A 25,328-nucleotide genomic window follows, 5' to 3' on the forward strand; every position below is an offset into this window, starting at 1 on the left:
ATGGATAATTTCTTGAACCTCGTTACCACCCAAGGTGAGGCTATCTTTGGTTCATTATGGCCGCTTGTCTGGGCCCTAGTACGTATCGTGATCATCGTATTGCCGATGTTTGGCGCTGTTGCTTATATGACTTTGTGGGAGCGTAAGCTAATCGGCTGGATGCATATCCGCCTTGGACCAAACCGCGTTGGCCCTTTGGGCTTATTGCAGCCTATTGCCGATGCCTTAAAGCTGTTGATGAAGGAAATTATTTCTCCAACACAAGCTAGCAAAGTACTTTATTTCATTGCGCCGGTGATGGTAATCATGCCGGCTTTTGCTGCTTGGGCTGTGATCCCATTCCAAGCCAAAATGGTCTTGGCTGATGTCAATGCAGGATTGTTATATGTCATGGCAATCTCTTCTATTGGTGTCTATGGTGTGATCTTGGCGGGTTGGTCATCTAATTCCAAGTATCCATTCCTCGGTGCTATGCGCGCTTCTGCTCAGATGATTTCGTATGAGATCGCTATGGGCTTTGCATTAGTTACCGTGCTGCTCACTTCTGGCTCCTTGAACCTCAGTACGATTGTGGCTTCTCAAGAGCAGGGCTACTTCGCTAGCATCGGCTTGAACTTCCTTTCATGGAACTGGTTGCCATTGCTGCCGATGTTCGTGATTTACTTCATCTCTGGTGTTGCTGAAACTAACCGCCACCCATTTGACGTAGTTGAGGGTGAGTCTGAGATTGTTGCTGGTCATATGGTTGAGTACTCAGGAATGGCCTTTGCCATGTTCTTCTTGGCTGAATATGCCAATATGATTCTGATCGCTGCTTTGGCATCTACGATGTTCTTGGGCGGCTGGTTGCCTATCGTTGATTTGCCAATCCTCCGTGATATCCCCGGTTTCTTCTGGCTGTTTGCGAAAACTTTCTTCCTATTGTCTTGCGTCATCTGGTTGCGTGCCACATTGCCACGCTATCGCTATGACCAAATCATGCGTTTGGGTTGGAAGATCTTTATTCCCATCTCTGTATTCTGGGTGGTTGTGGTTGGTGCATGGGTCGTGTCCCCATGGAATATTTGGAAATAAGTTGATCAATCATGTTTAAGAAAATTTCCCAATTCCTCGATAGCTTGATGTTGAAAGACATTTTGGTCGGTATGTCGATTACCGGTCGCTATCTCTTTAAGCCAAAAATTACCATTCAATATCCCGAAGAGAAGACTCCACAGTCTGCCCGCTTCCGCGGATTGCATGCTTTACGCCGTTATGAAAACGGAGAAGAGCGTTGTATTGGTTGCAAATTGTGTGAGGCTGTTTGCCCGGCATATGCAATCACCATTGAAACTGCAGAGCGCGATGACGGTACTCGCCGCACTAGCCGTTATGACATTGATTTAACGAAGTGTATTTTCTGTGGCTTCTGCGAAGAGGCTTGCCCAGTTGACGCTATTGTTGAAACTAATATTTTTGAGTATTTCGGCGATAAGCGTGGTGACTTGTATTTCACTAAAGAAATGCTTTTAGCAGTAGGCGATAAGTATGAAAAAGATATTGCCGCTAACCGCGCAGCTGATGCGCCTTATCGTTAATCGAATAGAGCACAACGACATATGACATTCGATACCTCTACACTCTTCGCGGCATTCTTTTACGCCTTTGCTGGCCTTTTAGTGCTTTCAGCATTGCGCGTGATTACTGCACGCAACCCAGTGCATGCCGCACTGTTTTTGGTTTTGGCTTTCTTCTGCGCTTCTGGCCTTTGGATGCTACTTAAAGCGGAGTTCTTAAGCTTGGCTCTCATACTCGTATACGTTGGCGCCGTCATGGTGCTCTTCCTGTTCGTGGTGATGATGCTTGACCTTGACCTCGAGCATTTACGCCGTGATTTCAAGAAATTCTTACCTGTAGCATTCCTAATGGGTGCGGTCATCGTATTAGAGCTGTCAATCGTTTTGATTCGTAGCTTTATCGGTACTAACGCACCAGTGCAGCCAATGCTAGAAGAGATGGCAACGAGCAATACTCAGGCCTTGGGTATGTTGATCTTTGTTGATTATGTTTATGCCTTCGAGGTTGCTGGTGTCATTCTGTTGGTGGCCATTATTGCTGCTGTGGCATTGACTTTGCGCAATCGCAAAGATTCCAAATCTCAAAATATTCATGAGCAAGTCAATGTGAACTCTGCGGATCGTATGCGGATCGTGAAGATGGGCTCTGATATGGCTGCAAAGCAAGATGCTCGTGGGGAGAAGAAATGACTATTACCCTGGCTCACTACTTAGTGCTTGGCGCAATTTTGTTTGCGACTAGCGTGATTGGCATCTTCTTAAATCGTAAGAACATCATCGTGCTTTTAATGGCCATTGAATTGATGCTCCTTTCGGTGAACATGAACTTTGTAGCCTTCTCCCATTATTTGGGTGATATGGCTGGTCAAGTATTCGTATTCTTTATTTTGACTGTGGCTGCTGCTGAGGCAGCAATCGGTTTGGCAATTTTGGTTGTTCTCTTCCGTAAGGTCGACACCATTAATGCTGAAGACCTTGACCACCTAAAAGGCTAGTCATGCAATTCACCTTATCTCTTCCTGTTCTCTGCGCAATTCCGCTGGCGCCATTATTTGGCTCCGCTATAGCAGGATTCTTCGGTACTAAATTAGGCGGTAATCGCATCGGTAATGGCGCCTGCCAGTTTGTGACTATTTTGGGTGTGATGATCGCTTTTGTCCTATCTTGCTTTGTATTGGTGCAGGTGATGGATGGCTTCTATTTCAACGGCACTGTCTATCGCTGGATGCAATTAGGTGAGCTCAATTTAGATATTGGCTTCTTAATTGATCCGCTGACAGCAACCATGATGTGTGTGGTGACCTTTGTTTCTTTGATGGTTCACATTTACACCATTGGCTATATGCAAGGTGAAGAGGGCTATAACCGTTTCTTCTCCTACATTTCACTCTTTACCTTCGCGATGTTGATGTTGGTAATGAGTAATAACCTCTTGCAGCTCTTCTTCGGTTGGGAAGCGGTGGGTGTGGTTTCTTATTTGTTGATTGGCTTCTACTTTGAGCGTCAATCTGCTGTATTCGCAAACATGAAAGCCTTCTTGGTTAACCGCGTTGGCGACTTTGGCTTCATTCTCGGTATTGGCCTGTTGTTGGCTAGCACTGGTTCCATGAATTACGACGTTATCTTTGCCCAGAACACGGCATTGGCTGCTCAAACATTGCCAGGAACTAGCTGGAATTTAGTCACTGTTGCCTGTATCTGTCTCTTTATTGGCGCGATGGGTAAATCAGCTCAGTTCCCATTGCACGTTTGGTTGCCAGACTCCATGGAAGGCCCAACCCCAATTTCTGCATTGATTCACGCGGCGACCATGGTTACGGCCGGTATCTTTATGGTTTCACGCATGTCACCTCTATTTGAGTTGTCTGATGCGGCATTGAGTTTCATTTTGGTGATTGGTTCAATTACTGCGCTCTTCATGGGTTTCTTGGGCATAGTCCAAACCGATATCAAGCGCGTAGTTGCTTATTCAACACTATCGCAATTGGGTTACATGACTGTTGCTTTAGGCGTTTCTGCCTATCCAGTGGCTATCTTCCATCTGATGACGCATGCATTCTTCAAGGCGCTCTTGTTCCTTGCGGCGGGTAGCGTTATCTTGGGTATGCACCACGAACAAGATATGCGCAAGATGGGTGGTCTCTGGAAATACATGCCAATTACTTGTCTCATGATGTTGCTGGGTAACTTGGCATTGATCGGAACGCCATTCTTCTCTGGCTTTTACTCAAAAGACTCCATCATTGAAGCGGTAGCGGCTAGCCATATTCCTGGCTCTGGTTTTGCTTACTTTGCAGTCATGGCCAGCGTCTTTGTAACGGCTTTGTATTCCTTCCGCCTGTACTTCTATGTATTCCACGGCAAAGCCCGTTGGGGTCATGCAGATGCTCATGCACACGATCATCATGATCATGCGGAGCAGGGTGATGATCATGCGCATCATGGTTTAGCTCCTGGTCAGAAACCACATGAGTCACCATTTGTTGTGACCTTACCTTTAATCTTGTTGGCGATTCCTTCAGTCATCATCGGTTACTACACAATTACACCTTTGTTGTTTGGCACGTATTTCGGTGATTCTATTTTTGTGGATATCGGCAAGCATCCTGCTATGAAAGAGCTCGCTGAAGAGTTCCATGGCCCGATTGCCATGGCGATGCATTCCTTAACTTCGCCAGTATTGCTATTGGTAGTCTTGGGTGTGTTGACTGCTGCGATTGGTTATCTCTGGGCTCCTAAGTTGCCTGGTGTAGTTGCACAGGCCTTCGCACCAATCAAGAAACTCCTGGATAACAAATACTATCTCGACGATTTAAACCAAGCAGTATTCGCTAAAGGTTTGCTATGGATCGGTGGCGTCTTATGGCACCGCGGTGATCAGCAGGTCATTGACGGCTTCTTGGTTAACGGTAGTGCGCATGCAGTAGGGCGCTTCTCTGGGCTTATTCGCCATTTGCAATCCGGTTATCTATATCACTATGCCTTCGCAATGATTGCGGGCTTGGCGGTATTGTTGGCTTGGGTTTTGTACGCTTACCTGCCTTTTGTTCGCTAGGCCTTTGTTACTTAAGTAGCCATCATGATTCTTTCTTACGCCATCTGGATCCCGATTTTCTTCGGCATCATTATTTTGTTCTACGGTTCGGAGAAGCCGACTGCCGGAGTGCGCTGGTTGGCTCTAGTAGGCTCTATTCTTGGGTTCATTGCCACTCTGCCCCTAGTAATGCAATTTGATATTGCCAACCCTGGTATGCAGTTTGTAGAAAAGCTCAGCTGGATTCCTCGTTATGACATTAACTATCACCTAGGTATCGACGGTATCTCTGTTTGGTTCATCGTCTTGACCGCATTCATCAATATTTTTGTGGTGATCGCCGCATGGGAAGTGATTGATAAGAAGGTTTCGCAATACATGGCTTCCTTCTTAATCCTTTCTGGGTTGATGATTGGTGTATTCGCAGCTTTAGATGCCTTGTTGTTCTACGTTTTCTTTGAAGCAACCTTAATCCCGATGTACATCATCATCGGCGTGTGGGGCGGTCATAACCGTATCTATGCTGCATTTAAGTTCTTCTTGTATACCTTGCTTGGCTCATTACTTACTTTGATTGCCATGCTGTACTTGTACAACGTAACGAATACATTCGACATCCTGGCTTGGCATAACGCTCGCCTTGATATCGTTGAACAGATTCTTCTCTTCTTTGCCTTCTTCATGGCATTTGCTGTAAAAGTGCCAATGTGGCCTTTGCATACTTGGTTGCCTGACGTTCACGTTGAGGCTCCGACAGGTGGCTCTGTCGTGTTGGCTGCGATCATGCTGAAGTTGGGTGCATATGGCTTCTTGCGTTTCTCATTGCCTATCGCTCCAGATGCAAGTCAGTATCTCGGACCATTCGTTATCTTCTTGTCTTTAGTTGCCGTGATCTATGTTGGCGCGGTAGCTTTGGTTCAAAAGGATATGAAGAAGTTGGTGGCTTACTCATCAGTCGCTCATATGGGTTTTGTAACCCTTGGCTTCTTCCTCTTCAGTCCTCTCGGTATTGAGGGCGGTATTGTGCAGATGATTTCTCACGGCTTTGTAGCTGGTGCAATGTTCCTTTCTATTGGCGTGTTGTATGACCGCATGCACACCCGTCAAATTGCTGATTACGGTGGCGTTGTCCACCGCATGCCTGCATTTACTGCATTTGCAGTTTTGATGGCGATGGCAAACTGCGGTTTACCCGCTACCTCCGGATTCGTGGGTGAGTTCATGGTGATTTTGGCTGCTGTGGATTACGATTTTGTAATTGGTATCTTGGCCGCCACTGCGCTTATTCTTGGTGCCGCTTATTCCTTGTGGATGGTGAAACGTGTTTTCTTTGGTGCGATCACCAACAAGCATGTTGAGGAATTAAAAGATCTCAATGCACGTGAGTATTTCATGATGGCTGTGTTGTCCATCTGCGTAATCGGCATGGGTGTATATCCAAAGCCATTTACCGACATCATCCATCCTGCTGTGATTAATCTGTTGCAGCATGTTGCTGTCAGCAAACTCTGAGTAAAAGCTAATGCAAGCATTTGACCTATACGCCGTCCTGCCGGAACTCGTTTTACTCGTAGTCACCTGCCTTTTGTTGGTGGCAAGCGTTTATGTCCCCGAGCGTCAGCCCGCCACCCCTGGTGTAGAGCAAGATATTTTCCATACTCCGCGTGGTGTTGGCTTCGTTTACTTCTTCTCGATCATTTTGTTGGTGTATTTGATCTTTGCATTTGTTGGGCGTATTGGGGATGTCTCTGTTGTAGCAATGAATGGCTTGTTTCAGTCTGATCCATTCTCCAACTTACTCAAGGCCTGTTCATGTGGCGCGGTATTAGTAAGCTTGGTCTACTCTAAGCAGTACCTCTCTGTTCGTGCGATGTTCCGCCCAGACTTTATTGTTTTGGCTTTGCTGGCCTTGTTAGGGCAGTGCGTCCTGATCTCTGGTGCAAACCTTCTCACTCTGTATTTAGGTCTGGAGTTGATGGCTTTACCTACCTATGCTCTGGTAGCTATGCGTCATAGCAATGAGAAGAGTGTTGAAGCGGGTATTAAATATTTTATTCTGGGCGCTTTGGCATCTGGTTTCTTGCTCTACGGTATGTCGATGTTGTATGGCGTAACGGGATCACTCGATTTAATTGAAATCTTTAGAACGGTTGCTGATCCCCGTGTCAATCATCTGGTGATGGCCTTTGGTTTGGTATTTATTGTTTCTGGCCTGGCTTTCAAGTTGGGTGTTGTGCCGTTTCATATGTGGGTTCCTGATGTGTATCAAGGGGCTCCAACAGCGGTAACCTTGATGATTGCCGCAGCACCGAAGCTTGCAGCATTTGCTTTGTTATTCCGTTTGCTAGTCAATACCTTATTGCCACTCTTAGGCGATTGGCAGCCAATGCTAGTCTTGCTGGCAGTCCTATCTCTAGTGGTAGGTAACGTTACTGCTATCGCGCAAACTAATATCAAGCGAATGTTGGCTTACTCAGCAATTGCTCAGATGGGCTTTGTACTGCTCGGTATGCTGTCTGTTTTTGATGATCATGCTTTTAGCGCCTCCATGTTCTATGCCATCACTTACGTACTAACTACATTGGGAAGCTTCGGCCTCTTGATGATGTTGTCACGCAAAGGTCATGATTGCGAGACGATTGATGATCTCAAGGGTTTAAATAAGCGTCACCCTTGGTTTGCTTTTATTGGCTTGGTGATGATGTTCTCTTTGGCTGGTATCCCGCCAACAGTCGGCTTCGCTGCTAAGTTAGGCGTACTCGAAGCCTTGGTGGATGGTGAGCATACTTTCTTAGCCATCATTGCTGTGATCGCATCTTTGATTGGCGCCTTCTACTACCTGAGAGTAGTGAAGGTTATGTACTTCGATGAGCCAAAAGAAGAGCATGCTGCGGAGATATCTGGATCTGGATTTGCACGTGGCCTCTTGAGTCTCAATGCGGTTCTGGTGCTTGCATTGGGAATCTTCCCTGCGGGCCTAATGGCTGTTTGTCTAGATGCGATGCGCCGCACTTTATTGGGCTCATAAGTAGATACACGACTGGCTGCTGATAAAGGCTCCGAATAGGGGCCTTTCTCTTTTCTGTCATCTGGATTTTGTATGATGGGCATTCAATTGATGAAAGATGGTGATGACTGAAAAATCCTTTAAAGACCTCCCAGTTGGCGATGCCCATTTGAAGGAAGAGCGCCTGTCTGGCGAGGACATCTACGGCGGCATCTTTTTGAATATGAAGCGCGATCAGGTAAGTTTGCCCGATGGTAAGCAAGCGGTGCGTGAGTACCTTACGCATCCCGGTGCAGTCGCTATTTTGGCTATCTTGGATGATGGTAGGGTGTTGATGGAGCGCCAGTATCGCTACCCAATCGCCAAGGCATGCATTGAGATCCCTGCGGGTAAGTTGGAAATTGGCGAGGATCGATTACTTTGTGCCCAGCGAGAATTGGAGGAGGAGACGGGCTATTCCGCAAGCAGGTGGAGTTTCATACGCCGGATCCATCCAGTGATCTCCTATTCGACTGAATTTATTGATATCTATCTGGCTGAAGGTTTGGTCTCTGGCAAAAGCCACTTAGACGATGAAGAGTTTTTGGATGTATTTGCTGCGCCCCTGGAACAATTATTGGACTGGGTAGAGCAGGGTGAGATAACAGACGTCAAGACCACGATTGCGACCTATTGGCTGGACCGCTATCGTCGAGGCTTAGTAAGTCCTACGCTAATCTCAGGTTAATTTAGCAATCCTATTAAAATAGACCTATTGATTTTGGTATTTTTGCCCCTATATAGGTCTTATGAAAGTTTATAACCTCGCTTGCCCATTGGATCATCGCTTTGAGGGATGGTTTGCCTCGGAGGAGGATTGCCTTGCTCAGCAAGACAAGGGGATGCTGGCGTGCCCAATTTGCGACAGCACTGAAATTACCCGGATGCCATCAGCCCCCCATATTGCTAAATCGGGCTCTAGTAAAGAGACTCCGACCTCAACTGAGCTGACCATTCCCAATGCTTCGGCCGCTGATAATAGCGGTGTGAGCGGCGCCCTAAGTGGGGATGTTGTTGCACTCACTGGGAGCGATCATTCCCAGTTGGAAGCTCAGGTACAGGCAGCCTTTTTAAAGGGCATGCGCGAATTAATGGGTCGCTCAGAAGATGTCGGCAGTTCTTTTGCTGAAGAGGCTCGAAAAATCCACTACAAGGAATCTCCTGAGCGGAGTATTCGTGGTCAAACCACTTTAGACGAAGCTGAGGCTTTGCGCGAAGAGGGTATTGAAGTCATGGCGATGCCCATGCTCCCCGCCTTCAAAAACACCCTGCAGTAGCCAGCGCCCGCTTAATTCCCCTATACTTGGTGTGCACCCAGAGTCTGGGTATCACCATTCATTAGGATAGGAGAAATACCCATGAAGCGCTTTATTCTGGCATTGTTTGCCGCGGTTCTAGCTCTCACGATTGTGGCTTGCTCCAAGTCCTCAGATACAAAAGAAATTAAGGTCGCTGTATCACCTGCATCCCCACCCATGTTGTTTGATGACAAGGGGCAGATCGTTGGTGTAGACATGGATATTTTCCAAGGCTATTGCCAGTCTCGCGCTTGCACCTTTAAAGTGACCCCCTATGATTGGGCTGGCATGTTGGGTGCCGTATCCAGCGGTCAGGCTGATGTTGCTTTCTCAGGCATCTCTATTACCGATAAGCGTAAAGAGGCGATGGATTTTTCTCAGCCTTACTATGACAATGCTTGGCATTTGGTGAGCATGAAAAACAAAAATATTCAGATCACCGATTTGAATCAGCTCAAGAAATACTCGATTGGCTATCCACGTGGTATGGCTTATGACGACCTCATCAAGAATGAGCTAGAGCCAAAAGGTTATTACTCGCTAAGCAAGGTCAAGCTCTATCCTTCCTATGCTGAGGTGATTACCGATCTTCAAAATGGCAATTTAGACTTAGCTTTTATTGAGGAGCCCGTATTTCTCAATTATGAAAACAAACTGAAGCTACCAATTCAGAGTAGCTATGTGTTTAAAGGTTTTGATAAGCTTGGCTTTGCCTTTGCTAAAGGCTCCAAGTTACGCGATGACTTCGATAAATATCTCAATGAGCTAGGCCCAGAAAAGATAAAAGCCATTCTTGATAAGTGGATGAAATAAGTCCATCAAGTCTTAACAGCCGATAATAGTAGTCGAAAGCCTGCCCTGTGACTTTTCTGGATATTCTTGCCCAGTTAGCCCAGGGCATTTCTTATACGGTTGTGGTGACGCTGGTTTGCTCGCTGACGGGCTTGGTAGTGGGCTTACTCCTTTCAAGTCTGCGCCGGCTCGATATCTCTTGGCTCATCCCTCTGATTGACTGCTATACCTATGTCTTCAGAGGTGTGCCAGTTTTAGTTCTGTTATTCATGGTGTACTTTGGTTTGCCTGGCATTGGCTTTAAGGTTCCACCTCTGATGGCCATGGCGCTCAGCTTGGGTCTTGTGGCATCAGCCTATTTAGCGGAGGTGTTTCGTGGGGCATTTAATTCAGTAGATCCTGCTGAAGTGATTGCTGCTCAAGCTATGGGAATGACTCGCATTCAAGTACTACGATTTATCGAGTTGCCGCAGATGTTACGATTTTCGATTCCGGGTATGGTGAATGAGTTCACCTCAGTTTTAAAGTATTCACCATTTGCCTATACGGTAGGGATTCCAGAGATTACAAAACAAGCTATGACTTTGACCTCAACAACGCTGCGCGGCATAGAAGTATATCTAGCGGTCGGTATCTTATATTTCGTGATTTACCGAATTTGCTTGGTCGGCGTTCAATTGCTGAGCAAGCGTTATCAAATTCCTGGAATGGCTCCTGCATGAGTGCCCATATGACATTATTCAAAGAGGTAATCCTGTGGCGTTAATTCAAGTGAGGGATTTGGTCAAAGAGTTTGATGGGCAAACTGTCTTGTCAAACATTAACCTTGATTTAAAAGAGGGCGATGTACGGGTATTGATGGGTGCCTCTGGCTCTGGTAAATCTACTTTATTGCGCTGCCTTAATCGACTGGTTGAGCCCACCTCGGGATCCATCATTTTCAGGGGCAAGGAAGTATTGGGTCCTGATGTGGATGTAAGAGAGTTGCGTAAGCAAATTGGTTTTGTATTTCAGCAGTTCGCCTTATATAGTCATCTCACTGTATTGGATAACGTCTCCTTGGGGCTGCGCAAGCTACATAAGATGGGTAAAGCGGAGGCCAAAGAAAGGGCCTTACTTGAGTTATCCCATTTTGAAATGACACCCCATCAAGATAAATATCCCTCACAGCTTTCTGGCGGACAGAAACAGCGGGTTGCCATTGCTCGTGCGCTAGCAATGGATCCCGCGGTCTTGGTTCTGGATGAACCTACCTCTGCGCTTGATCCCGTGATGTCTAGAGATGTTGCGGACCTCATTAATCGCTTGCATAGCGAGGGCATCACCATGATTTGCGTTACGCATGATCTCAACTTAGCGCGCAATATTGCAGACACAGTGATGTTCTTGGATCGTGGCGTAATTCGGGCCGATGACCGCATCGAGGTGTTGAGTCAGCATTCCGATCCAGACATTCAAGCCTTTTTTGGTGCCGAGGAAAAGCTTTGATAGGAGGTTGGCCATCCTTTATTCGTGATCTCATGGAGCAGATGCCCTTGATTTTAGCGGGGCTTGTGAAGACCTTGCAGTTGGCGGGTTTGATTAGCGTGTCAGGATTGCTTTTGGGGATAGTAGTGTTTTATCTCACGCTGAGCAAAAATATATACGTGCGAAGTGTCATCAATTCCTATATCTCCTTTTTTATTGGGATGCCCTTAATTGTTCTGTTGTTCTTAATGTATTACGGCTTGCCACAGTGGGGCGTTCGACTTTCACCCTTTGTGGTTGCCTTCATCGGTTTTACATTTAACGTGGCGGCTTATAACGCAGCTTATCTAAAAACAGCCTTCAATGGATTGGATAAGAGTCAGCTGGAGGCGGCTAGCGCGCAAGGGTTTAATCCTCTGCAGATTTTTCAGTTGATTACTTTGCCGCAGGTGATTCGTCTTTCTATTCCAGCATTAACCAATCAAGTGATTGCGAACCTAAAAGATAGTTCCGTTGCTTTCTTAATTCAGTACACCGAATTCTTTGCTCGCGTGCAAGAGTTGGCTGCAACCAACTTCCAGTTCTTTAAGGCATATTTGATGGCTGCCTTGGTTTATCTGGCCTTGGTGTCAGTGATCGTGCTCTTTGCTCGCGCTATTGAGAGGCGTTACTTTATTCCGGCTTAACCGATCAGTTTCGAGGGGATAAAAAAATAGCGACCCGAGGGCCGCTATTTTTATCTGCAGATGCTGACTGCTTTACTGCTGCAGCAAATTACTTAGAGGTTGGCATCACAAACTCTGCGCCCTTATCAATACTCTCAGGCCAGCGCTGCATGACACTCTTTTGCTTGGTATAGAAACGAACGCCTTCTTTGCCGTAGGCATGCATATCGCCAAAGAGGGATTTCTTCCAACCGCCAAAACCATGCCAAGCCATTGGAACGGGGATAGGTACGTTGATACCTACCATGCCGACCTGAACACGGCGTGCAAATTCACGGGCAATATTACCGTCGCTTGTAAAGCAAGCCACTCCATTACCAAACTCACAGGAGTTCACTAAATTCAATGCCTCAGTAAAGTTTGCTACGCGCAAGCAAGCCAATACTGGCCCAAAGATTTCTTCTAGATAGATCTTCATGTCGGGAGTCACACCATCAAAGAGGGTGCCGCCGATAAAGAAGCCATTCTCATGACCTGGCACTTTCAAGCCGCGACCGTCTACTAATAACTTCGCGCCTGAGGCTACGCCACTCTCAATGTAGCCAGTGATGCGCTCTAAGGCCGCTTTAGTCACGATTGGACCCATTTCAGCGTCGAGCTCCATGCCGTTCTTGACCTTCAAGGTCTTGGTGCGCTCAATTAGCTTTGGCATGATCTTTTCCGCCACATCTCCTACCAAAACAGCCACTGATATTGCCATACAGCGCTCACCAGCGGAACCATAAGCTGCACCAATCAAGGCATCAATTGTCTTGTCGATATCGGCATCGGGCATGATGACCATATGGTTCTTTGCGCCACCCAAAGCTTGGGAGCGCTTACCAAAATGAGCACAACGCTCATAGATGTAGTTCGCAATTGGAGTTGAACCTACAAAGCTCACCGCCTTGACATCGGGATTCTCAATCAAGGCATCCACTGCTTCTTTGTCGCCCTGAACCACGTTAAATACACCATCAGGCAAACCAGCATCTTTTAAAAGCTTGGCCATAAACAAAGAGGCTGATGGGTCTGTTGGGCTCGGCTTCAGAATGAAGGTATTTCCACAGGCAATGGCAACTGGGAACATCCACATTGGCACCATTACCGGAAAGTTAAATGGCGTTACACCAGCCACTACGCCTAAAGGCTGGCGCATAACCCAGTTATCGATACCAGTAGACACTTGCTCGGTGTAGTCGCCTTTAAGCAACTCTGGAATGCCGGTAGCAAATTCCACAATATCAATGCCGCGGGTAACTTCGCCCTGAGCATCGGTAAATACTTTGCCGTGTTCCGCGGTAATGATGGCAGCTAATTCGTCGCGATTGGCATTCAGTAGCTCAAGATACTTGAACATGATCCGTGCACGGCGTAGTGGGGAGGTTTGGCTCCAGCTTTCAAAGGCCTTTTGGGCATTAGCCACAGCGGCATCCACCTCTTTACGGCTGGCGAGCGCTACGCGTCGGGCCACAGCTCCTGTGGAGGGATTAAATACATCGGCAAAGCGACCATCTGCTGGGTTGACAAGCTTGCCGCCAACAAAGTGGCCAATATCTTCTTTTGATTCAAAGGCTTGTGGTGCATTCATAGTATTTAGCTTAATAATGATTTCTAGTTTTAGGTTCAATAAACTAATAGTGCGACAGAAGCACAGAAGTTTATGGTCTCGTTTATCCTACTGACTCTATTTTATCGCTTTCATCACTTTTACGCATTTCAGGATCCAAAGGCATTCAAATGAGTCTTCTGTTTTCAAGCTTCACATTGAGCTCTCCTAAAGGGCCGCTAACTCTCCCTAATCGTATTGTCGTGGCGCCTATGTGCCAGTATTCAGCCGTCAATGGGGAGGCGCAGGATTGGCATCTGATGCACTGGGGCAATCTCTTTAATAGCGGGGCAGGCCTATTCATTATTGAGGCCACTGGCGTGACGCCAGAGGGGCGTATTACCCCTGCTTGTCTAGGTTTGTGGGATGACAAGACCGAAGCAGCCCTCAAAGACAAACTGGGTAGAGCGCGTAAGCTAGCGCCCAAAATACCTGTATTTATTCAGCTAGCGCATGCCGGCCGAAAAGCCTCCAGTGCTACTCCTTGGGATGGCGGGCAGTTGCTATCTACAGAGCAGGGTGGCTGGGAGACAGTCGCCCCCTCAGCGATTCCGCAACTCAAGGATGAGCGCTTACCTCATGAACTCTCAAAGACTGAGTTAGATGAACTCATTGCCGCATTTGTTGTTGCGGCGCAGCGAGCTGAGCGTGTTGGCGTAGATGGTATTGAATTACATGGGGCTCACGGCTATCTCTTGCATCAATTCTTATCGCCGATTGCTAATCAGCGCACTGACGAATACGGTGGCTCACATGAAAACCGCATCCGCTTTCCATTGGAATTATTTGCGGCGGTACGCAAGGCTTATCAAGGTGTATTAGGTATTCGGATTTCCGCAAGTGATTGGATTGAGGGTGGCTGGACTCCGGAAGAAACGGCTGACTTCGCTTCGCGTCTGAAACCGCTGGGCTGTGACTTTGTTCACATCTCATCAGGGGGGATTTCACCATTGCAAAAGATTGCGATCGGACCAAACTATCAAGTGCCATTTGCAAAGATTGTCAAAGATCAATCTGGCATTCCGACCATGACAGTGGGCTTAATTACCGAGCCTCAGCAAGCTGAAGATATTTTGCAAGCAGGGGATGCGGATCTGATTGCCTTGGCTAGAGCATTTTTGTATAAGCCCCGCTGGGCCTGGGAGGCTGCGGCAGCCTTGGGCGGCATAGTGCCATCTAACGAGCGTTACTGGCGTTGTTTACCGCGTGAGGCACAAGCCATCTTTGGTGATGTCAAAGTAGGGCAACGATAATTAAATTTACTCAACACAAAAGATTGAGTCATTGGAGACTAGTATGAAAAAAAGTAAATCAATTTACCGTTATTTAGCCAGCATGAGTTTTGCATTGGGATGTAGTCTAGTCCAGGCTCAATCATTCCCTGATCGACCGATTACTTTGGTTGTTCCCAATCCACCGGGCGGTCTAGTCGATACCTCAGCGCGTCTATTAAGCGAGCCACTGACTCGCGTCATTGGTCAGCCAGTGATTGTCGATAACAAGCCAGGGGCTAGTGGAAACACTGCCTACCAATATGTCGCTAAGGCTAAGCCTGATGGCTATACCTTGCTCATTTCTTATTCGGGATATCACGTTGGCAATCCCTCGTTGATGGATAAATTGCCATGGGATCCAGTTAAAGATTTTGCTCCTGTAGCACTCCTCACGGTTTCTACGAATGTAATTGCAGTGCATCCTTCCGTGCCCGTGAATAACTTAAAAGAATTGATTGCTTATGCCAAAGCCAATCCTGGAAAGTTAAATTACGCCTCCCAAGGTAATGGCTCTGTGTCTCACATTGGAACTGAAATCTTTAAGCAAAATACGGGTGTTGATATTGTTCACGTGCCATATAAAGGCTCTGGCCCTGCAGTGCAAGATGTCTTGGCTGGTCAGGTGCAATTGTTTATTACGACACCACCTTCGGTAATGCAGCATGTACAAAGTGGCAAGCTAAAAGGCCTAGCGGTGACTGGAAAAAATCGTCATCCGGGCATGCCTAATGTGCCGACAACTACCGAGGCCGGTTTACCTTCATTCCAGTTAGAGTCATGGGTAGCCTTATATGCTCCAGCAGGTGCACCCGCACCAGTCATTACTAAACTGACTGAGTCAGTGAAGAAAAGCCTTGCTTTACCAGAAGTGAAAGAGCGCTCTGATGCTGCTGGTGTTGAGTTGCGTTACCTCACACCCACACAGATGGATGCCTTACTGAAAAAAGAATTACCTTATTGGGATAAAGCAATTAAATCGGCCAATATCAAGCTGGATTAACTTTAGCGTAAGTACCCCCTTAATTACAGAATTGAATGAACTGCAGATGAAGCAACATACCGTACGAGAATCCTGGCTGGAAGACGCCGTAAGACATTTAGAGCCCGTATTTTCAAAAGCGGGGTATGCCATTCCGCCAGTGAGAGTCTCTTGTGGTTTTCCAGCCTCTAGTAGCCCGAGGACAACACTAGGGCAGTGCTGGCCTCGTGAGCGTTCTGGCGGTGGAGTGAATGAGATCTTTATCTCACCTAAGTTGGATGATCCAGTGCAGCTCTTAGATACCTTGGTGCATGAGTTATGTCATGCAGTCGATGATTGCTTCAGCGGTCACGGTGAAGACTTTAAGGGCATCGCCCAGACTGTTGGTCTAGAAGGGCCCGCCAGAATGGCGCATGCAACTGAAGAGCTGATGGTTCGCTTGATGATGATTAGCCAAGAGCTTGGCCCTTATCCCCACCAGGCGATTGTTTTTCCACCCCCAAGGCCTAGTAATGCAAGTCGTAATAAAGCCAAGTGTGGTCAATGTGGATACGAGGTTACGCTATTAAAGAAGTGGGCTACCTATGGAGCCCCAATTTGCCCCAAAGATAACATTCGAATGCAAGAAGCCGTAATTGAGACTATTGAAAACACGACTGAGTACGATACAGAATCCGTCACAGGAACCAAGCCTAAGACAGATGAAATCCGCCGCGCGATTAGCTAACAGCGATTAGTAATTAACCAGCGATAGCAGAAGGACTCCAAACGGGGTCCTTTTTACTTGCCTTAGCAATTTCACCCAAAATCTTCTCATGTAGTTCGCAATCCTCTGCGTTCGCTGTCATGAGTTTGAGATTAGTAGGAAGGGCTTTCATTTGGCCAGATGCATCTGTGCCCACTGTGTAGTCAATCAAGTCAATCGAGAGATCTTCTTGGCCACGCGTCATAGCTACATAGACTTCAGCCAATAACTGGGCGTCAAGTAAAGCACCGTGTAAGGTGCGATGTTGATTGCTAATAGCAAATCGTTCGCAAAGCGCATCTAGTGAATTACGCTTGCCTGGAAACATTTGACGAGCATCTAATAGGGTATCGGTAACTTTAGATGCAAGACCTCGAAAAGGAGGGCGCTTAAGCAAAGCAAATTCGTTATCAAGGAATCCCAAGTCAAACGCCGCGTTATGAATCACTACTTCGGCGCCATCAACAAACTCAATTAGCTCTTCGACAATACTGCCAAATACTGGCTTATCGGATAAGAATTCGCGGGAGAGTCCGTGAACGGCAAAGGCGCCCGCATCGATATCGCGCTCAGGATTAATGTAGTAATGGAAAGTGCGGTCGGTTAATCGACGGCCTACCATTTCAACGCAGCCGATTTCAATAATGCGATCGCCTGTGGCGGGGTTCAGTCCAGTGGTTTCAGTATCGAGAATAACTTGACGCATTAGGTGCCTTCCAGAACGGATGGAGGAATATCCATTGGGCCAGTGCCCGCATATTTATCCAGATAGAGGTAGATTACTGGCGTAATAATCAATGTGACAAACTGCGAAAAGATCAATCCGCCTGCAACGCTAATACCAAGCGGTTGACGCAGTTCTGCACCGGCACCAATTCCAAAAGCGATAGGGAGGGCGCCCATTAGAGCGGCAAAGGTAGTCATCATGATCGGGCGGAATCGCAATATACAAGCTTCACGAATAGCCTTCTCTGGCGACATGCCTTGATTGCGCTGAGCGTCCAAGGCGAAGTCGATCATCAAGATCGCATTTTTCTTCACAATACCAATCAGCAACAAAATACCAATCGATGCAATGATGGTGAGCTCGAAGCCAAAGATGCGAAGCGCCAAGATGGCACCAATTGCAGCCGATGGAAGACCCGCCAGAATAGTCAGCGGATGAATATAGCTCTCATAGAGAACGCCTAGAAGAATATAAATCACACCTAGGGCAGCAAAAATCAAGATCAACTGACCCGATTGATTGCTCTTAAACACTGCGGCATCACCACCATAACTGGTGATGATGGAGGAGGGTAAATTAATTTCTTTTGTATAGGCCTCAATCTTTTTAGTGGCATCACCCAAGAAGATATCTGGCGCTAAATTGAAGGACAAGGTCACCGCTGGAATTTGTCCTTGATGGTTCACTGCGGTAGGGCCAATAGTTCTAGTGAAGCTGGCCACACTCGAAAGCGGAATGAGTTTGTCGGTAGCGCGTCCACGCACAAAGATCTTGTTGAGATCGGTCTCATATTGGCGGTCTTCCTCCGCGGCCTCAAGAATGACATAGTAAGTATTTACCGGCGTGTAAATGGTAGAGACTTGTTTTTCACCATAGGAGTTATAGAGTGCTGAGCGAATATCGGTAATCGTGACACCTGCACTAGCTGCTTTTTCACGGTCAATATCGATCTTGACATTCAGGCCCTTCAATTGAGAGTCACTGGTAACGTCACGGAACATGGGGTCAGCACGCATCTTCTGCATCAGCTTATCTGCCCACTCATTGACACCTTCAAAACCAACGCTTTGCAATGTAAATTGATAGCGACTCTTACTACTCCTACCGCCGAGTTGTAAGTTCTGAACAGGACGCATATAAACCTGCAAGCCAGGGATTTCTTTGAACTTCGCTCGCAGACCTTCCATGATCTTGGCCATTTTGGCGCGATCACTCTTGGGTTTAAGGATGATGAAGATACGGCCGGTATTGCTACCAGAGCTATTACCACCACCAACGACTGAAATAGAGCTGGCCACATTCGGATCTGCATTAACTAGGGCTGCAGCTTGATCTTGAAGCACTAGCATTGCCTTGAAAGAAATATCTTCCGATGCCTCCGTTGTTGCGAGGATCTGCCCAATATCCTCTTCAGGGAAAAATCCCTTTGGACTATTAATAAAGAGAACGACCGTAATCACGAAGGTGGAGAGGGCGCCCCACAAGACCTTCTTGCGATTAATGAGTGCTAAGTCTAAGTAGTGAATATAGGTCTTGAGCATCCAATCAAAAAAGCGATCAAACTTTTTATTGATGGCGTACTCTTTTGCGTGCTCCCCAGGTTTTGGTAAATAGCGACTGCACAACATCGGAACTACAGTAAGAGATACGAGTGCGGAAACTAGGATCGATAGGGATACAACGACAGCAAACTCTCTAAACAGCAGGCCGATAGGACCGGGCATAAAAAAGAGGGGGATGAAGACTGCAACCAAAGAAATTGAGATGGAAATAATCGTAAAGCCAACTTCCTTACTTCCTTTGAGGGAGGCTTTCAGTGGATCCATGCCTTGTTCCACATAACGCATGATGTTCTCTAGAACCACAATCGCATCATCAACTACCAGGCCCACTGCCAGCGTAATTCCCAATAGGGAAATGTTATCTAGGCTGTATCCCAAGAAATACAGCAAGAAGAAAGCGCCAATCAAGGAGATTGGCAGGCTTATCGACGGGATAATGGTGGCTGATATGTGCTTCAGGAATAAGAAGATCACGAGAACCACGAGTAGTACTGTTAAGGCTAATGTGAGATTGACGTCGTGGATCGCCTCAATAATAGAAAGTGATCGGTCATTTAAAAGCTGTAGCTTGATGGAGTCAGGCATTTGCTTTTGAAGTTGGGGCAGTAGTTCTTTTACAGACTTCACTACTTCAACTGTGTTTGCATTTGGTTGACGCAGAACAGCAATCGCAATGGATCTTTCGCCATTGGCACTGGCCAAGGTTTTTACATCTTCATAGCTCTCTACAACTTCGGCTACGTCTTTCAGGTAAATCGGCAAACCATTCTTTTGGCTAATGATGAGGTTGCCAAATTCTTCAGGCTTTACCAGTTGCGGGTTGGCATAAATAGTGATTGATTGACGGGGGCCATCTAGCACGCCCACAGGGCTATTGGAGTTCGCCTTATTAATTGCCGTAGCAACATCATCCATCGTCAAGTTGCGATTGCCTAGCGCATCGGGATGAACGCGAACACGTACTGCGTAGCGTTTCGCCCCATAGACCAAAACCTGTGCAACACCACTAATGGTAGATAGGTTGGGCGAGAGTAAATTTTCAGCATAAGCATTGAGCTCAGACAGGCTGACGGAGGGGGACTGCATCCGGACAACTAAAACCGGCGTATCGGCAGGATTAATCTTGCGATAAGACGGCGGCACTGTCATCTCAATCGGCAGACGCTTTTGTGCGCGCAGTAGGGCTGCTTGAACGTCTACAGCTGCTTTATCAATATCTCGATCGTTGTTGAACTCTAAGGTAATGCTGGTGCTACCTAAAGAGTTGGTAGAGCTAATGACCTTGACGCCATCGATGGTGGAAAATTCTTTTTCGAGCGGGAGCGCTACCGCGGATGCCATATTTTCTGGAGAGGCACCAGGAAGGGAGGCGCTAACAGAAATAACTGGTGTATTGAAGCTGGGAAGCGCTGCAACGGGAATGTTCAGGTAAGCCACAGTTCCAGCGATGACGGTGGCCACAGACAGCAGCACCGTCATTACGGGCCGGCGAATACATAACTCGGATAGGGTCATTTTTTGTCTGCTACTGGAGGGGTTGCTGGGGCTGGGGTAGTCGGTGAAGCTGGCGCTGGGATTTCTGGAGTTGCTGAAGCAGCAGGAGTAGCAGGGGCGGTAGATGCTATACCTTTAGCTTCTTTAGCCTCTTTGGTTTTGCTACCAGGACGTAAATTCTGCTTGCCCTCAACTACCACTCGATCGCCGGACTCAATACCAGTAATTACAGAGGAGCCTTGATATTCGTAAACGACTTTCACAGGCTTAGAGACCGCTTTGCCATCTTTATCTACCGTGTAGACCAACTTACCGCGTGGGCTAATCACAATTGCTTGAGATGGCACTGCGAGCGCATCTTTCAAATTATTGGCAACAAGCGATACGCGCGCAAACTGGCCAGGCAGAAGCGTCATCGCATCATTTGGAATTTGCGCCTTCACACGGACTGCGGCAATTGAAGGATCTACTTGGTTGTCGATCACAAGGACTTTGCCTTCATAGGTTCTTTTACCGGCATCACCCACGGTTACTTTGACTGTAAGCGGTTCACCATCTAATTGATTCTCTAACAAGACAGGGATATCTTTTTCGGGAATGACGAATTGAACGTTGATGGGATTTAATTGGGTTATGGTGACCATGGAACCGACGCTAGATGTCGCGGTTGAGCTGGTCGCTGTAGTCACTACGTTGCTTGCCTGCACTAAAGATCCAGGAAACACGTTAATGATTCCAGCGCGACCATCAATCGGCGAGCGAATCGAATCGAACGACAGTTGCACCTCCGCAGAGCGGGCGGCTGCTTGTGCTGATTTGGCATTGGCCAGAGAAGTTTCTAAGCCTGCTTTGGAAATAAAGTTTTTCGCTACCAACTCTTTGGCACGCAGGTATTGCTTTTGCGAGTCATCGGCTAAGGCCTTTAATTTCTCGTAGTTAGCCTTGTCGTTACGATCATCGAGGGTAAAGAGGAGTTGACCTGCTTTTACTTCTTCGCCATCTTTAATGTGAATCTTTGCGACCGTATTGGTCACCATGGGACGAATATCCACAATGCTATTGCTCACAATGGTGCCAGTAGCCTCAATCACCAAAGGAATCTCTTTTTTATCCACCACGATGGTGCTGACAGTAACTGGACCACCAGCCTTATCGGCAGTAGGGAAGAAATAATCGATTGCCTTGGATCCCGCATAAAGCACCATGAGCACAGCCAAAATCCGCCACTTGTATTTGATGGTGAATTCTTTAGTGGTTGCGTAGTCTAATTTTTTGACTTTATCGAGATGAGGGGAGAGTTTTTGCCAAAGCGTACACAGGCGAGACTTGATCCCATTTTTAAGGGCTGGTAATTTGGCAACAGCTTTGTCGAGTGCAGATTCAATTTTTGACACGGTCTCGGTATTTTTCTTTGTTCTATATGGGTTAAGCGGTGAATTCTGTACCTGCTTTGAATCCAATCATTCTCTCATAAGACCGCCAAAATTGGGCTTAGGGAGTCCTGTCTGGCTTAGGGCAGAAATTCTTCCACACCTTTGTTTGCGAGGAGGTCCGCAAGCTCATTTCCTGGGTGACCATTGTGCCCACGCACCCAATGCCAAGAGATCTTGTGATCGGGGATGAGGGCATCTAATTCTTGCCATAAATCAGCATTCTTGACCGGATCCTTGCTGGCAGTCTTCCAGCCTCTTTTTTTCCAGCCTTCCAGCCATTCCGTGACGCCTTTTTGGACGTATTGAGAGTCAGTCCAAAGCTCAACTGAGCTGGTTTGTTTGAGAGCCCTTAATGCATGAATCACTGCGCTAATCTCCATGCGGTTATTGGTGGTGTGCTCAGCTCCGCCATGCAGGTGCTTTTCATGGGCTCCAGAGCGTAAAACGGCACCCCAGCCACCAGGGCCAGGATTACCTTTGCAGGCACCATCGGTATAAATGATGATGTGTGGGAGTGATTTGGTATGCGGCATGACGTTAATTTACTTGTTCTTGGCTATTAGCTAAATTCTGCCGACTTTCGGCAGCCGGACTTAATTGGGTTATTGCTGGAATGCGTAAGCCCTGAACTTGCCCAATCAGGCGAATACCTTGCTGCCGTTTAATAGCTGAAACCAAAAAAACAGCTCCAAAAATAGGCCACCAGCGGTTGCCTGCAGGTTCCATGAAGTCCATTCTGGCCATGCCTGACTCACTGCTGAGGGGAAGTTTGTAGCAACCAAAATGACCCCGGTCTAATGAGAAATTCAAAAGCTGTAGCCAATCTTTAATTCTGAGCAGGCCAATAAATTGCCCATCCCTTGGCAGGTAGGGGCTACCTATCAGTCTGCTGAGATATTGGCGCATACCCCAAAGACTGGCTGGGTTAAAGCCCGAAATAATCAAACGGCCTTCTGGGCGCAGGACACGCTCAGCCTCCCTCAGAATTTGATGAGGATCTGCCGCAAACTCCAAAACATGCGGTAGCACTAATAGGTCGATGGTTTCAGAGGCAAAAGGTAGTTCGTTGGCATTGCCTTCAATTTGATGCCAGTTAAATTCATTGACATGTTTTTGGCGGTCATTTGCATGAATTAACAGGGCATGTAAAGGCATGCGGTTTTCTGCCAAGGTATTGATTTGTGGCAAACCGATTTGTACGGCGTAAAAACCAAAGACATCGGCCACGATTTGATTGAAGCATTTCTGCTCCCAGGCAAGCAAATAGCGTCCAGGAGGCGATTGCAGCCACTTTTCCCATGAACTCCATGGTGGTGCAGGCATCTGAGATGGGGAGGGTGGGGTTGGTATCATCGGTCTATGGTGAAGAATACTTTATTGCAGGTTTGGCCGATACCGGCCTTTGATGACAATTACATCTGGTGTATCCATGATGGCCAATCAGCCTTGATCGTGGATCCGGGTGATGCTGCCCCCGTATTGCAATACCTGGAGAGTAAAAATCTCACCCTGACAGGTATTTTAATTACCCATCATCATGCTGACCATACTGGTGGCATCCTAGCTCTATTGCAGGCTCTTGGCTTAGATGTCCCGGTTTATGGCCCTGCCCATATTGATATTCCTGGTCGCACCAATGCGATGATGGAGGGCGACAAGATTGAGATAGCTGCGCCACGTATTAGCCTTGAGGTGTATGAGGTACCTGGTCATACCCTGAGCCATATTGCTTACTTCGCCAATATGCAGGCCAATGTAGTCGAGCCGATGTTGTTCTGCGGAGATACCTTATTTGCTTCGGGTTGTGGTCGTTTATTCGAGGGCACCCCAACGCAGATGAGTCAGTCCCTCGCCAAGTTCATCGCCTTGCCAAAAAATACCCTGGTGTATTGCACCCACGAGTACACCTTATCCAATATTCGGTTTGCTTTAGCGGTTGAGCCCAATAATGCGAACCTTATTACCTGGGCGCAAACTGCCAAGGCTCTGCGCGATCAACATTTACCTACCTTGCCAACGACTATTGGGCAGGAGTTGCAAGTGAACCCGTTCATGCGCTGCGATCAACAGGCCGTGATTGATGCTGCCCTCGAGGTCTCGGGAGAAAAATCCCTACCGACACCGGCACATGTCTTAGCCGTGATTCGGGCCTGGAAGGATCGGTTCTGATGTTGTGGCGCTACGCGGCGATCTTGCTGATTGCCGCACTCTCTGGTTGTGCCACTACGGGAGATTGGTCTTCGGATACTCCGACTCGTAAAGATCCACGTGCTGCCAGAGCGAAGAGGGTGAACTTGCAGAATCAATCCGTGAGTGACTTGTATGCACCTTCAAGCAATCTCTGGATTCGAATTCGGGATGGCTTTGAGATGGAGCCCATGAACACCCCGCTAGAAATCGAGCAGGTACGTTGGCTCAGTGCTCGTCCTGACTATGTCAATCGATCGATGACCCGTTCATCACGTTACCTGTTTTATATCGTGCAAGAAGTGAACGCGCGAAATATGCCGACGGAGATAGCCTTACTTCCATTCGTTGAAAGTGCTTTTGTCACCAATGCCAAATCCAGCGCTAAGGCGATGGGTTTGTGGCAATTTATGCCAGCGACTGGCAAGGACTTCCGTTTGACGCAAAATGTCTTTAGGGATGAGCGTAGGGATGTATTGCAATCTACTGATGCTGCCCTGGATTACTTGCAACGTTTGTACAAGCAGTTTGGCAGCTGGGAGCTTGCATTGGCAGCTTACAACTGGGGCGCGGGTAATGTTGCTAAAGCGCAGAAGCGCAATTTGGCTGCAGGGCTTCCAACAGATTACCTCAGCCTGAATATGCCCAATGAGACACGTAATTACGTGCCTAAGCTCATGGCCTATCGACAGATCGTACTGGATCCGAAAGCCTACGGAATTGTGTTGCCTGAACTTGAAAACCACCCTTACTTTGTAGCGGTGGATGTCGGGTCTGATATTGATGTGGCCCTAGCAATCAAGTTGAGCGAAATTCCAGAAGATGAGTTTCATAGCCTGAATCCATCCTTTAATAAGCCAGTCATTTTGAGTAACGCCAATCAGCAGATTTTGCTGCCTTTCGGGCATGCGGAAATCTTCCAAGAAAACCTCAAGAAGTACAACAAGCCACTCTCTTCTTGGGCGGCCGTTCAGGTGACCAAGACAGAGTCTGTAGACCAAGCCGCTAAAACCTTAGGGGTAGATGCCGATACCTTGCGAGAGGTGAATGGCATTCCGAAGGGAATGCGGATTCGTTCCGGATCAACTGTTTTGGTACCCAAGACTAGCCGGCGCCCAGGGGATATCTCCTTGGCAATGGCAGAAAATGGCAGCCTCAGCCTAGATAAACCAGCGCCACCAGCGCCTAAAAAATGTGCAAAAGGAGCCAAATGCCCAGTTGTGAAGCCGGTAAAAGGATCAACTAAGGGTAATTCTTCTGCAAATAATGCTGCATCTCAGCATAAATCCGCATCGACAGGGCTTGCAAAATCTGCGAAAAATGGAACCGCGAATGCTTCTAGCTCTACTGCCAAGGTTTCGAACAGCAAAGGGGTTAGCAAGATTCAGTAAGCCCAGACACTTTAATTTACTTATTTAGGT

At 47.3% G+C, this 25,328-nt stretch carries 24 protein-coding genes; 18 read left to right on the top strand and 6 right to left on the bottom strand.

Translation table 11 applies throughout. The features are described from left to right. The 13 genes from nuoH to ICN42_RS06870 all read left to right on the top strand — a co-directional run bounded on the left by nuoH (position 1) and on the right by ICN42_RS06870 (position 11,879). Positions 1-1,074 (top strand): NADH-quinone oxidoreductase subunit NuoH, encoded by a 1,074-nt coding sequence (gene nuoH / locus ICN42_RS06810; RefSeq protein ID WP_216252482.1) that lies wholly within the window; start codon positions 1-3, stop codon positions 1,072-1,074. A gap of 11 nt (positions 1,075-1,085) precedes the next feature. Next, positions 1,086-1,577 carry an NADH-quinone oxidoreductase subunit NuoI gene (gene nuoI / locus ICN42_RS06815; protein ID WP_216252484.1) on the top strand — a complete coding sequence of 164 codons (492 nt, stop codon included), beginning with the start codon at positions 1,086-1,088 and terminating at the stop codon, positions 1,575-1,577. Positions 1,578-1,598: 21 nt separating this feature from the next. Continuing rightward, complete coding sequence (locus ICN42_RS06820; protein ID WP_216252486.1) at positions 1,599-2,246, top strand: NADH-quinone oxidoreductase subunit J; 648 nt, start codon at positions 1,599-1,601, stop codon at positions 2,244-2,246. Next, positions 2,243-2,551 carry an NADH-quinone oxidoreductase subunit NuoK gene (nuoK, locus tag ICN42_RS06825; protein ID WP_015420930.1) on the top strand — a complete coding sequence of 103 codons (309 nt, stop codon included), beginning with the start codon at positions 2,243-2,245 and terminating at the stop codon, positions 2,549-2,551. The genes ICN42_RS06820 and nuoK overlap by 4 nt, the downstream gene beginning before the upstream one ends. Before the next feature lie 2 nt (positions 2,552-2,553). Further along, a complete protein-coding gene (nuoL, locus tag ICN42_RS06830) occupies positions 2,554-4,611 on the top strand; it encodes an NADH-quinone oxidoreductase subunit L (protein WP_216252489.1) in 2,058 nt (685 codons plus the stop codon). A 24-nt stretch (positions 4,612-4,635) separates the two neighbouring features. Next, the gene (locus tag ICN42_RS06835) at positions 4,636-6,102 is read left to right on the top strand and encodes an NADH-quinone oxidoreductase subunit M (RefSeq protein ID WP_216252491.1); all 1,467 of its coding nucleotides are present in this window, start codon (positions 4,636-4,638) and stop codon (positions 6,100-6,102) included. 10 nt (positions 6,103-6,112) lie between these two features. Next, positions 6,113-7,618, top strand: a complete 1,506-nt coding sequence (gene nuoN / locus ICN42_RS06840; RefSeq protein WP_216252493.1) for an NADH-quinone oxidoreductase subunit NuoN — start codon at positions 6,113-6,115, stop codon at positions 7,616-7,618. Positions 7,619-7,721: 103 nt separating this feature from the next. After that, positions 7,722-8,324: an NUDIX domain-containing protein gene (locus ICN42_RS06845; protein WP_216252495.1), complete on the top strand. Its 603-nt coding sequence runs from the start codon at positions 7,722-7,724 to the stop codon at positions 8,322-8,324. A 61-nt stretch (positions 8,325-8,385) separates the two neighbouring features. After that, entirely contained in the window at positions 8,386-8,913 is a 528-nt protein-coding gene (locus tag ICN42_RS06850; RefSeq protein ID WP_216252498.1) for a DUF1178 family protein, read from the top strand. An 81-nt stretch (positions 8,914-8,994) separates the two neighbouring features. Further along, positions 8,995-9,747 (top strand): transporter substrate-binding domain-containing protein, encoded by a 753-nt coding sequence (locus ICN42_RS06855; protein ID WP_216252500.1) that lies wholly within the window; start codon positions 8,995-8,997, stop codon positions 9,745-9,747. A gap of 47 nt (positions 9,748-9,794) precedes the next feature. Continuing rightward, a complete protein-coding gene (locus tag ICN42_RS06860) occupies positions 9,795-10,448 on the top strand; it encodes an amino acid ABC transporter permease (protein WP_216252502.1) in 654 nt (217 codons plus the stop codon). A 34-nt stretch (positions 10,449-10,482) separates the two neighbouring features. Beyond that, entirely contained in the window at positions 10,483-11,214 is a 732-nt protein-coding gene (locus tag ICN42_RS06865) for an amino acid ABC transporter ATP-binding protein (RefSeq protein WP_216252512.1), read from the top strand. Positions 11,215-11,255: 41 nt separating this feature from the next. Then, positions 11,256-11,879: an amino acid ABC transporter permease gene (locus ICN42_RS06870; protein ID WP_216252514.1), complete on the top strand. Its 624-nt coding sequence runs from the start codon at positions 11,256-11,258 to the stop codon at positions 11,877-11,879. A gap of 88 nt (positions 11,880-11,967) precedes the next feature. Here the strand turns inward: ICN42_RS06870 and ICN42_RS06875 are convergent, their stop codons facing one another. Further along, a complete protein-coding gene (locus ICN42_RS06875; RefSeq protein ID WP_216252516.1) occupies positions 11,968-13,488 on the bottom strand; it encodes a CoA-acylating methylmalonate-semialdehyde dehydrogenase in 1,521 nt (506 codons plus the stop codon). 149 nt (positions 13,489-13,637) lie between these two features. On the opposite strand from ICN42_RS06875, the gene ICN42_RS06880 reads away from it, so the two are divergent. The 3 genes from ICN42_RS06880 (at position 13,638) to ICN42_RS06890 (ending at position 16,486) form a co-directional block, all read left to right on the top strand. Next, a complete protein-coding gene (locus tag ICN42_RS06880; RefSeq protein WP_216252518.1) occupies positions 13,638-14,759 on the top strand; it encodes an NADH:flavin oxidoreductase/NADH oxidase in 1,122 nt (373 codons plus the stop codon). 82 nt (positions 14,760-14,841) lie between these two features. Beyond that, positions 14,842-15,780, top strand: coding sequence for a tripartite tricarboxylate transporter substrate binding protein (locus ICN42_RS06885; protein WP_255539313.1), 939 nt, complete (start codon positions 14,842-14,844; stop codon positions 15,778-15,780). 46 nt (positions 15,781-15,826) lie between these two features. After that, positions 15,827-16,486 (top strand): SprT family zinc-dependent metalloprotease, encoded by a 660-nt coding sequence (locus ICN42_RS06890; RefSeq protein WP_216252522.1) that lies wholly within the window; start codon positions 15,827-15,829, stop codon positions 16,484-16,486. A 13-nt stretch (positions 16,487-16,499) separates the two neighbouring features. Here the strand turns inward: ICN42_RS06890 and dnaQ are convergent, their stop codons facing one another. The 5 genes from dnaQ to ICN42_RS06915 form a co-directional block, all read right to left on the bottom strand. After that, positions 16,500-17,210 carry a DNA polymerase III subunit epsilon gene (dnaQ, locus tag ICN42_RS06895; RefSeq protein WP_216252524.1) on the bottom strand — a complete coding sequence of 237 codons (711 nt, stop codon included), beginning with the start codon at positions 17,208-17,210 and terminating at the stop codon, positions 16,500-16,502. Then, complete coding sequence (locus ICN42_RS06900; protein ID WP_216252527.1) at positions 17,210-20,308, bottom strand: efflux RND transporter permease subunit; 3,099 nt, start codon at positions 20,306-20,308, stop codon at positions 17,210-17,212. The genes dnaQ and ICN42_RS06900 overlap by 1 nt, the downstream gene beginning before the upstream one ends. Then, on the bottom strand, positions 20,305-21,681 hold the full coding sequence (locus ICN42_RS06905; protein ID WP_216252529.1) for an efflux RND transporter periplasmic adaptor subunit: 1,377 nt from the start codon (positions 21,679-21,681) through the stop codon (positions 20,305-20,307). The genes ICN42_RS06900 and ICN42_RS06905 overlap by 4 nt, the downstream gene beginning before the upstream one ends. 116 nt (positions 21,682-21,797) lie before the next feature. Continuing rightward, positions 21,798-22,253: a ribonuclease HI gene (gene rnhA, locus ICN42_RS06910; protein ID WP_216252539.1), complete on the bottom strand. Its 456-nt coding sequence runs from the start codon at positions 22,251-22,253 to the stop codon at positions 21,798-21,800. A 4-nt stretch (positions 22,254-22,257) separates the two neighbouring features. Next, the gene (locus ICN42_RS06915) at positions 22,258-23,073 is read right to left on the bottom strand and encodes a class I SAM-dependent methyltransferase (protein ID WP_216252541.1); all 816 of its coding nucleotides are present in this window, start codon (positions 23,071-23,073) and stop codon (positions 22,258-22,260) included. Between the two features lie 6 nt (positions 23,074-23,079). Between ICN42_RS06915 and gloB the strand changes: the two genes are divergently transcribed. Both gloB and ICN42_RS06925 read left to right on the top strand, forming a co-directional pair. Beyond that, the gene (gene gloB, locus ICN42_RS06920; RefSeq protein WP_216252543.1) at positions 23,080-23,889 is read left to right on the top strand and encodes a hydroxyacylglutathione hydrolase; all 810 of its coding nucleotides are present in this window, start codon (positions 23,080-23,082) and stop codon (positions 23,887-23,889) included. Continuing rightward, entirely contained in the window at positions 23,889-25,298 is a 1,410-nt protein-coding gene (locus tag ICN42_RS06925) for a transglycosylase SLT domain-containing protein (RefSeq protein ID WP_216252546.1), read from the top strand. Before gloB ends, ICN42_RS06925 begins: the two co-directional genes overlap by 1 nt. Positions 25,299-25,328 lie beyond the last annotated feature (30 nt).

It is taken from the genome of Polynucleobacter sp. 71A-WALBACH (assembly GCF_018882365.1).
Taxonomy (GTDB): domain Bacteria; phylum Pseudomonadota; class Gammaproteobacteria; order Burkholderiales; family Burkholderiaceae; genus Polynucleobacter.

Coding starts and splice junctions, on each gene's coding strand:
- ICN42_RS06890 (WP_216252522.1), top strand. CDS start 15,827: ATGAAGCAACATACCGTACGAGAATCCTGGCTGGAAGACGCCGTAAGA.
- dnaQ (WP_216252524.1), bottom strand. CDS start 17,210: ATGCGTCAAGTTATTCTCGATACTGAAACCACTGGACTGAACCCCGCC.
- nuoH (WP_216252482.1), top strand. CDS start 1: ATGGATAATTTCTTGAACCTCGTTACCACCCAAGGTGAGGCTATCTTT.
- ICN42_RS06835 (WP_216252491.1), top strand. CDS start 4,636: ATGATTCTTTCTTACGCCATCTGGATCCCGATTTTCTTCGGCATCATT.
- ICN42_RS06885 (WP_255539313.1), top strand. CDS start 14,842: ATGAGTTTTGCATTGGGATGTAGTCTAGTCCAGGCTCAATCATTCCCT.
- ICN42_RS06915 (WP_216252541.1), bottom strand. CDS start 23,073: ATGATACCAACCCCACCCTCCCCATCTCAGATGCCTGCACCACCATGG.
- ICN42_RS06925 (WP_216252546.1), top strand. CDS start 23,889: ATGTTGTGGCGCTACGCGGCGATCTTGCTGATTGCCGCACTCTCTGGT.
- rnhA (WP_216252539.1), bottom strand. CDS start 22,253: ATGCCGCATACCAAATCACTCCCACACATCATCATTTATACCGATGGT.
- ICN42_RS06900 (WP_216252527.1), bottom strand. CDS start 20,308: ATGACCCTATCCGAGTTATGTATTCGCCGGCCCGTAATGACGGTGCTG.
- ICN42_RS06870 (WP_216252514.1), top strand. CDS start 11,256: ATGCCCTTGATTTTAGCGGGGCTTGTGAAGACCTTGCAGTTGGCGGGT.
- nuoK (WP_015420930.1), top strand. CDS start 2,243: ATGACTATTACCCTGGCTCACTACTTAGTGCTTGGCGCAATTTTGTTT.
- gloB (WP_216252543.1), top strand. CDS start 23,080: ATGGTGAAGAATACTTTATTGCAGGTTTGGCCGATACCGGCCTTTGAT.
- nuoL (WP_216252489.1), top strand. CDS start 2,554: ATGCAATTCACCTTATCTCTTCCTGTTCTCTGCGCAATTCCGCTGGCG.
- ICN42_RS06845 (WP_216252495.1), top strand. CDS start 7,722: ATGACTGAAAAATCCTTTAAAGACCTCCCAGTTGGCGATGCCCATTTG.
- ICN42_RS06850 (WP_216252498.1), top strand. CDS start 8,386: ATGAAAGTTTATAACCTCGCTTGCCCATTGGATCATCGCTTTGAGGGA.
- nuoN (WP_216252493.1), top strand. CDS start 6,113: ATGCAAGCATTTGACCTATACGCCGTCCTGCCGGAACTCGTTTTACTC.
- nuoI (WP_216252484.1), top strand. CDS start 1,086: ATGTTTAAGAAAATTTCCCAATTCCTCGATAGCTTGATGTTGAAAGAC.
- ICN42_RS06820 (WP_216252486.1), top strand. CDS start 1,599: ATGACATTCGATACCTCTACACTCTTCGCGGCATTCTTTTACGCCTTT.
- ICN42_RS06880 (WP_216252518.1), top strand. CDS start 13,638: ATGAGTCTTCTGTTTTCAAGCTTCACATTGAGCTCTCCTAAAGGGCCG.
- ICN42_RS06875 (WP_216252516.1), bottom strand. CDS start 13,488: ATGAATGCACCACAAGCCTTTGAATCAAAAGAAGATATTGGCCACTTT.
- ICN42_RS06855 (WP_216252500.1), top strand. CDS start 8,995: ATGAAGCGCTTTATTCTGGCATTGTTTGCCGCGGTTCTAGCTCTCACG.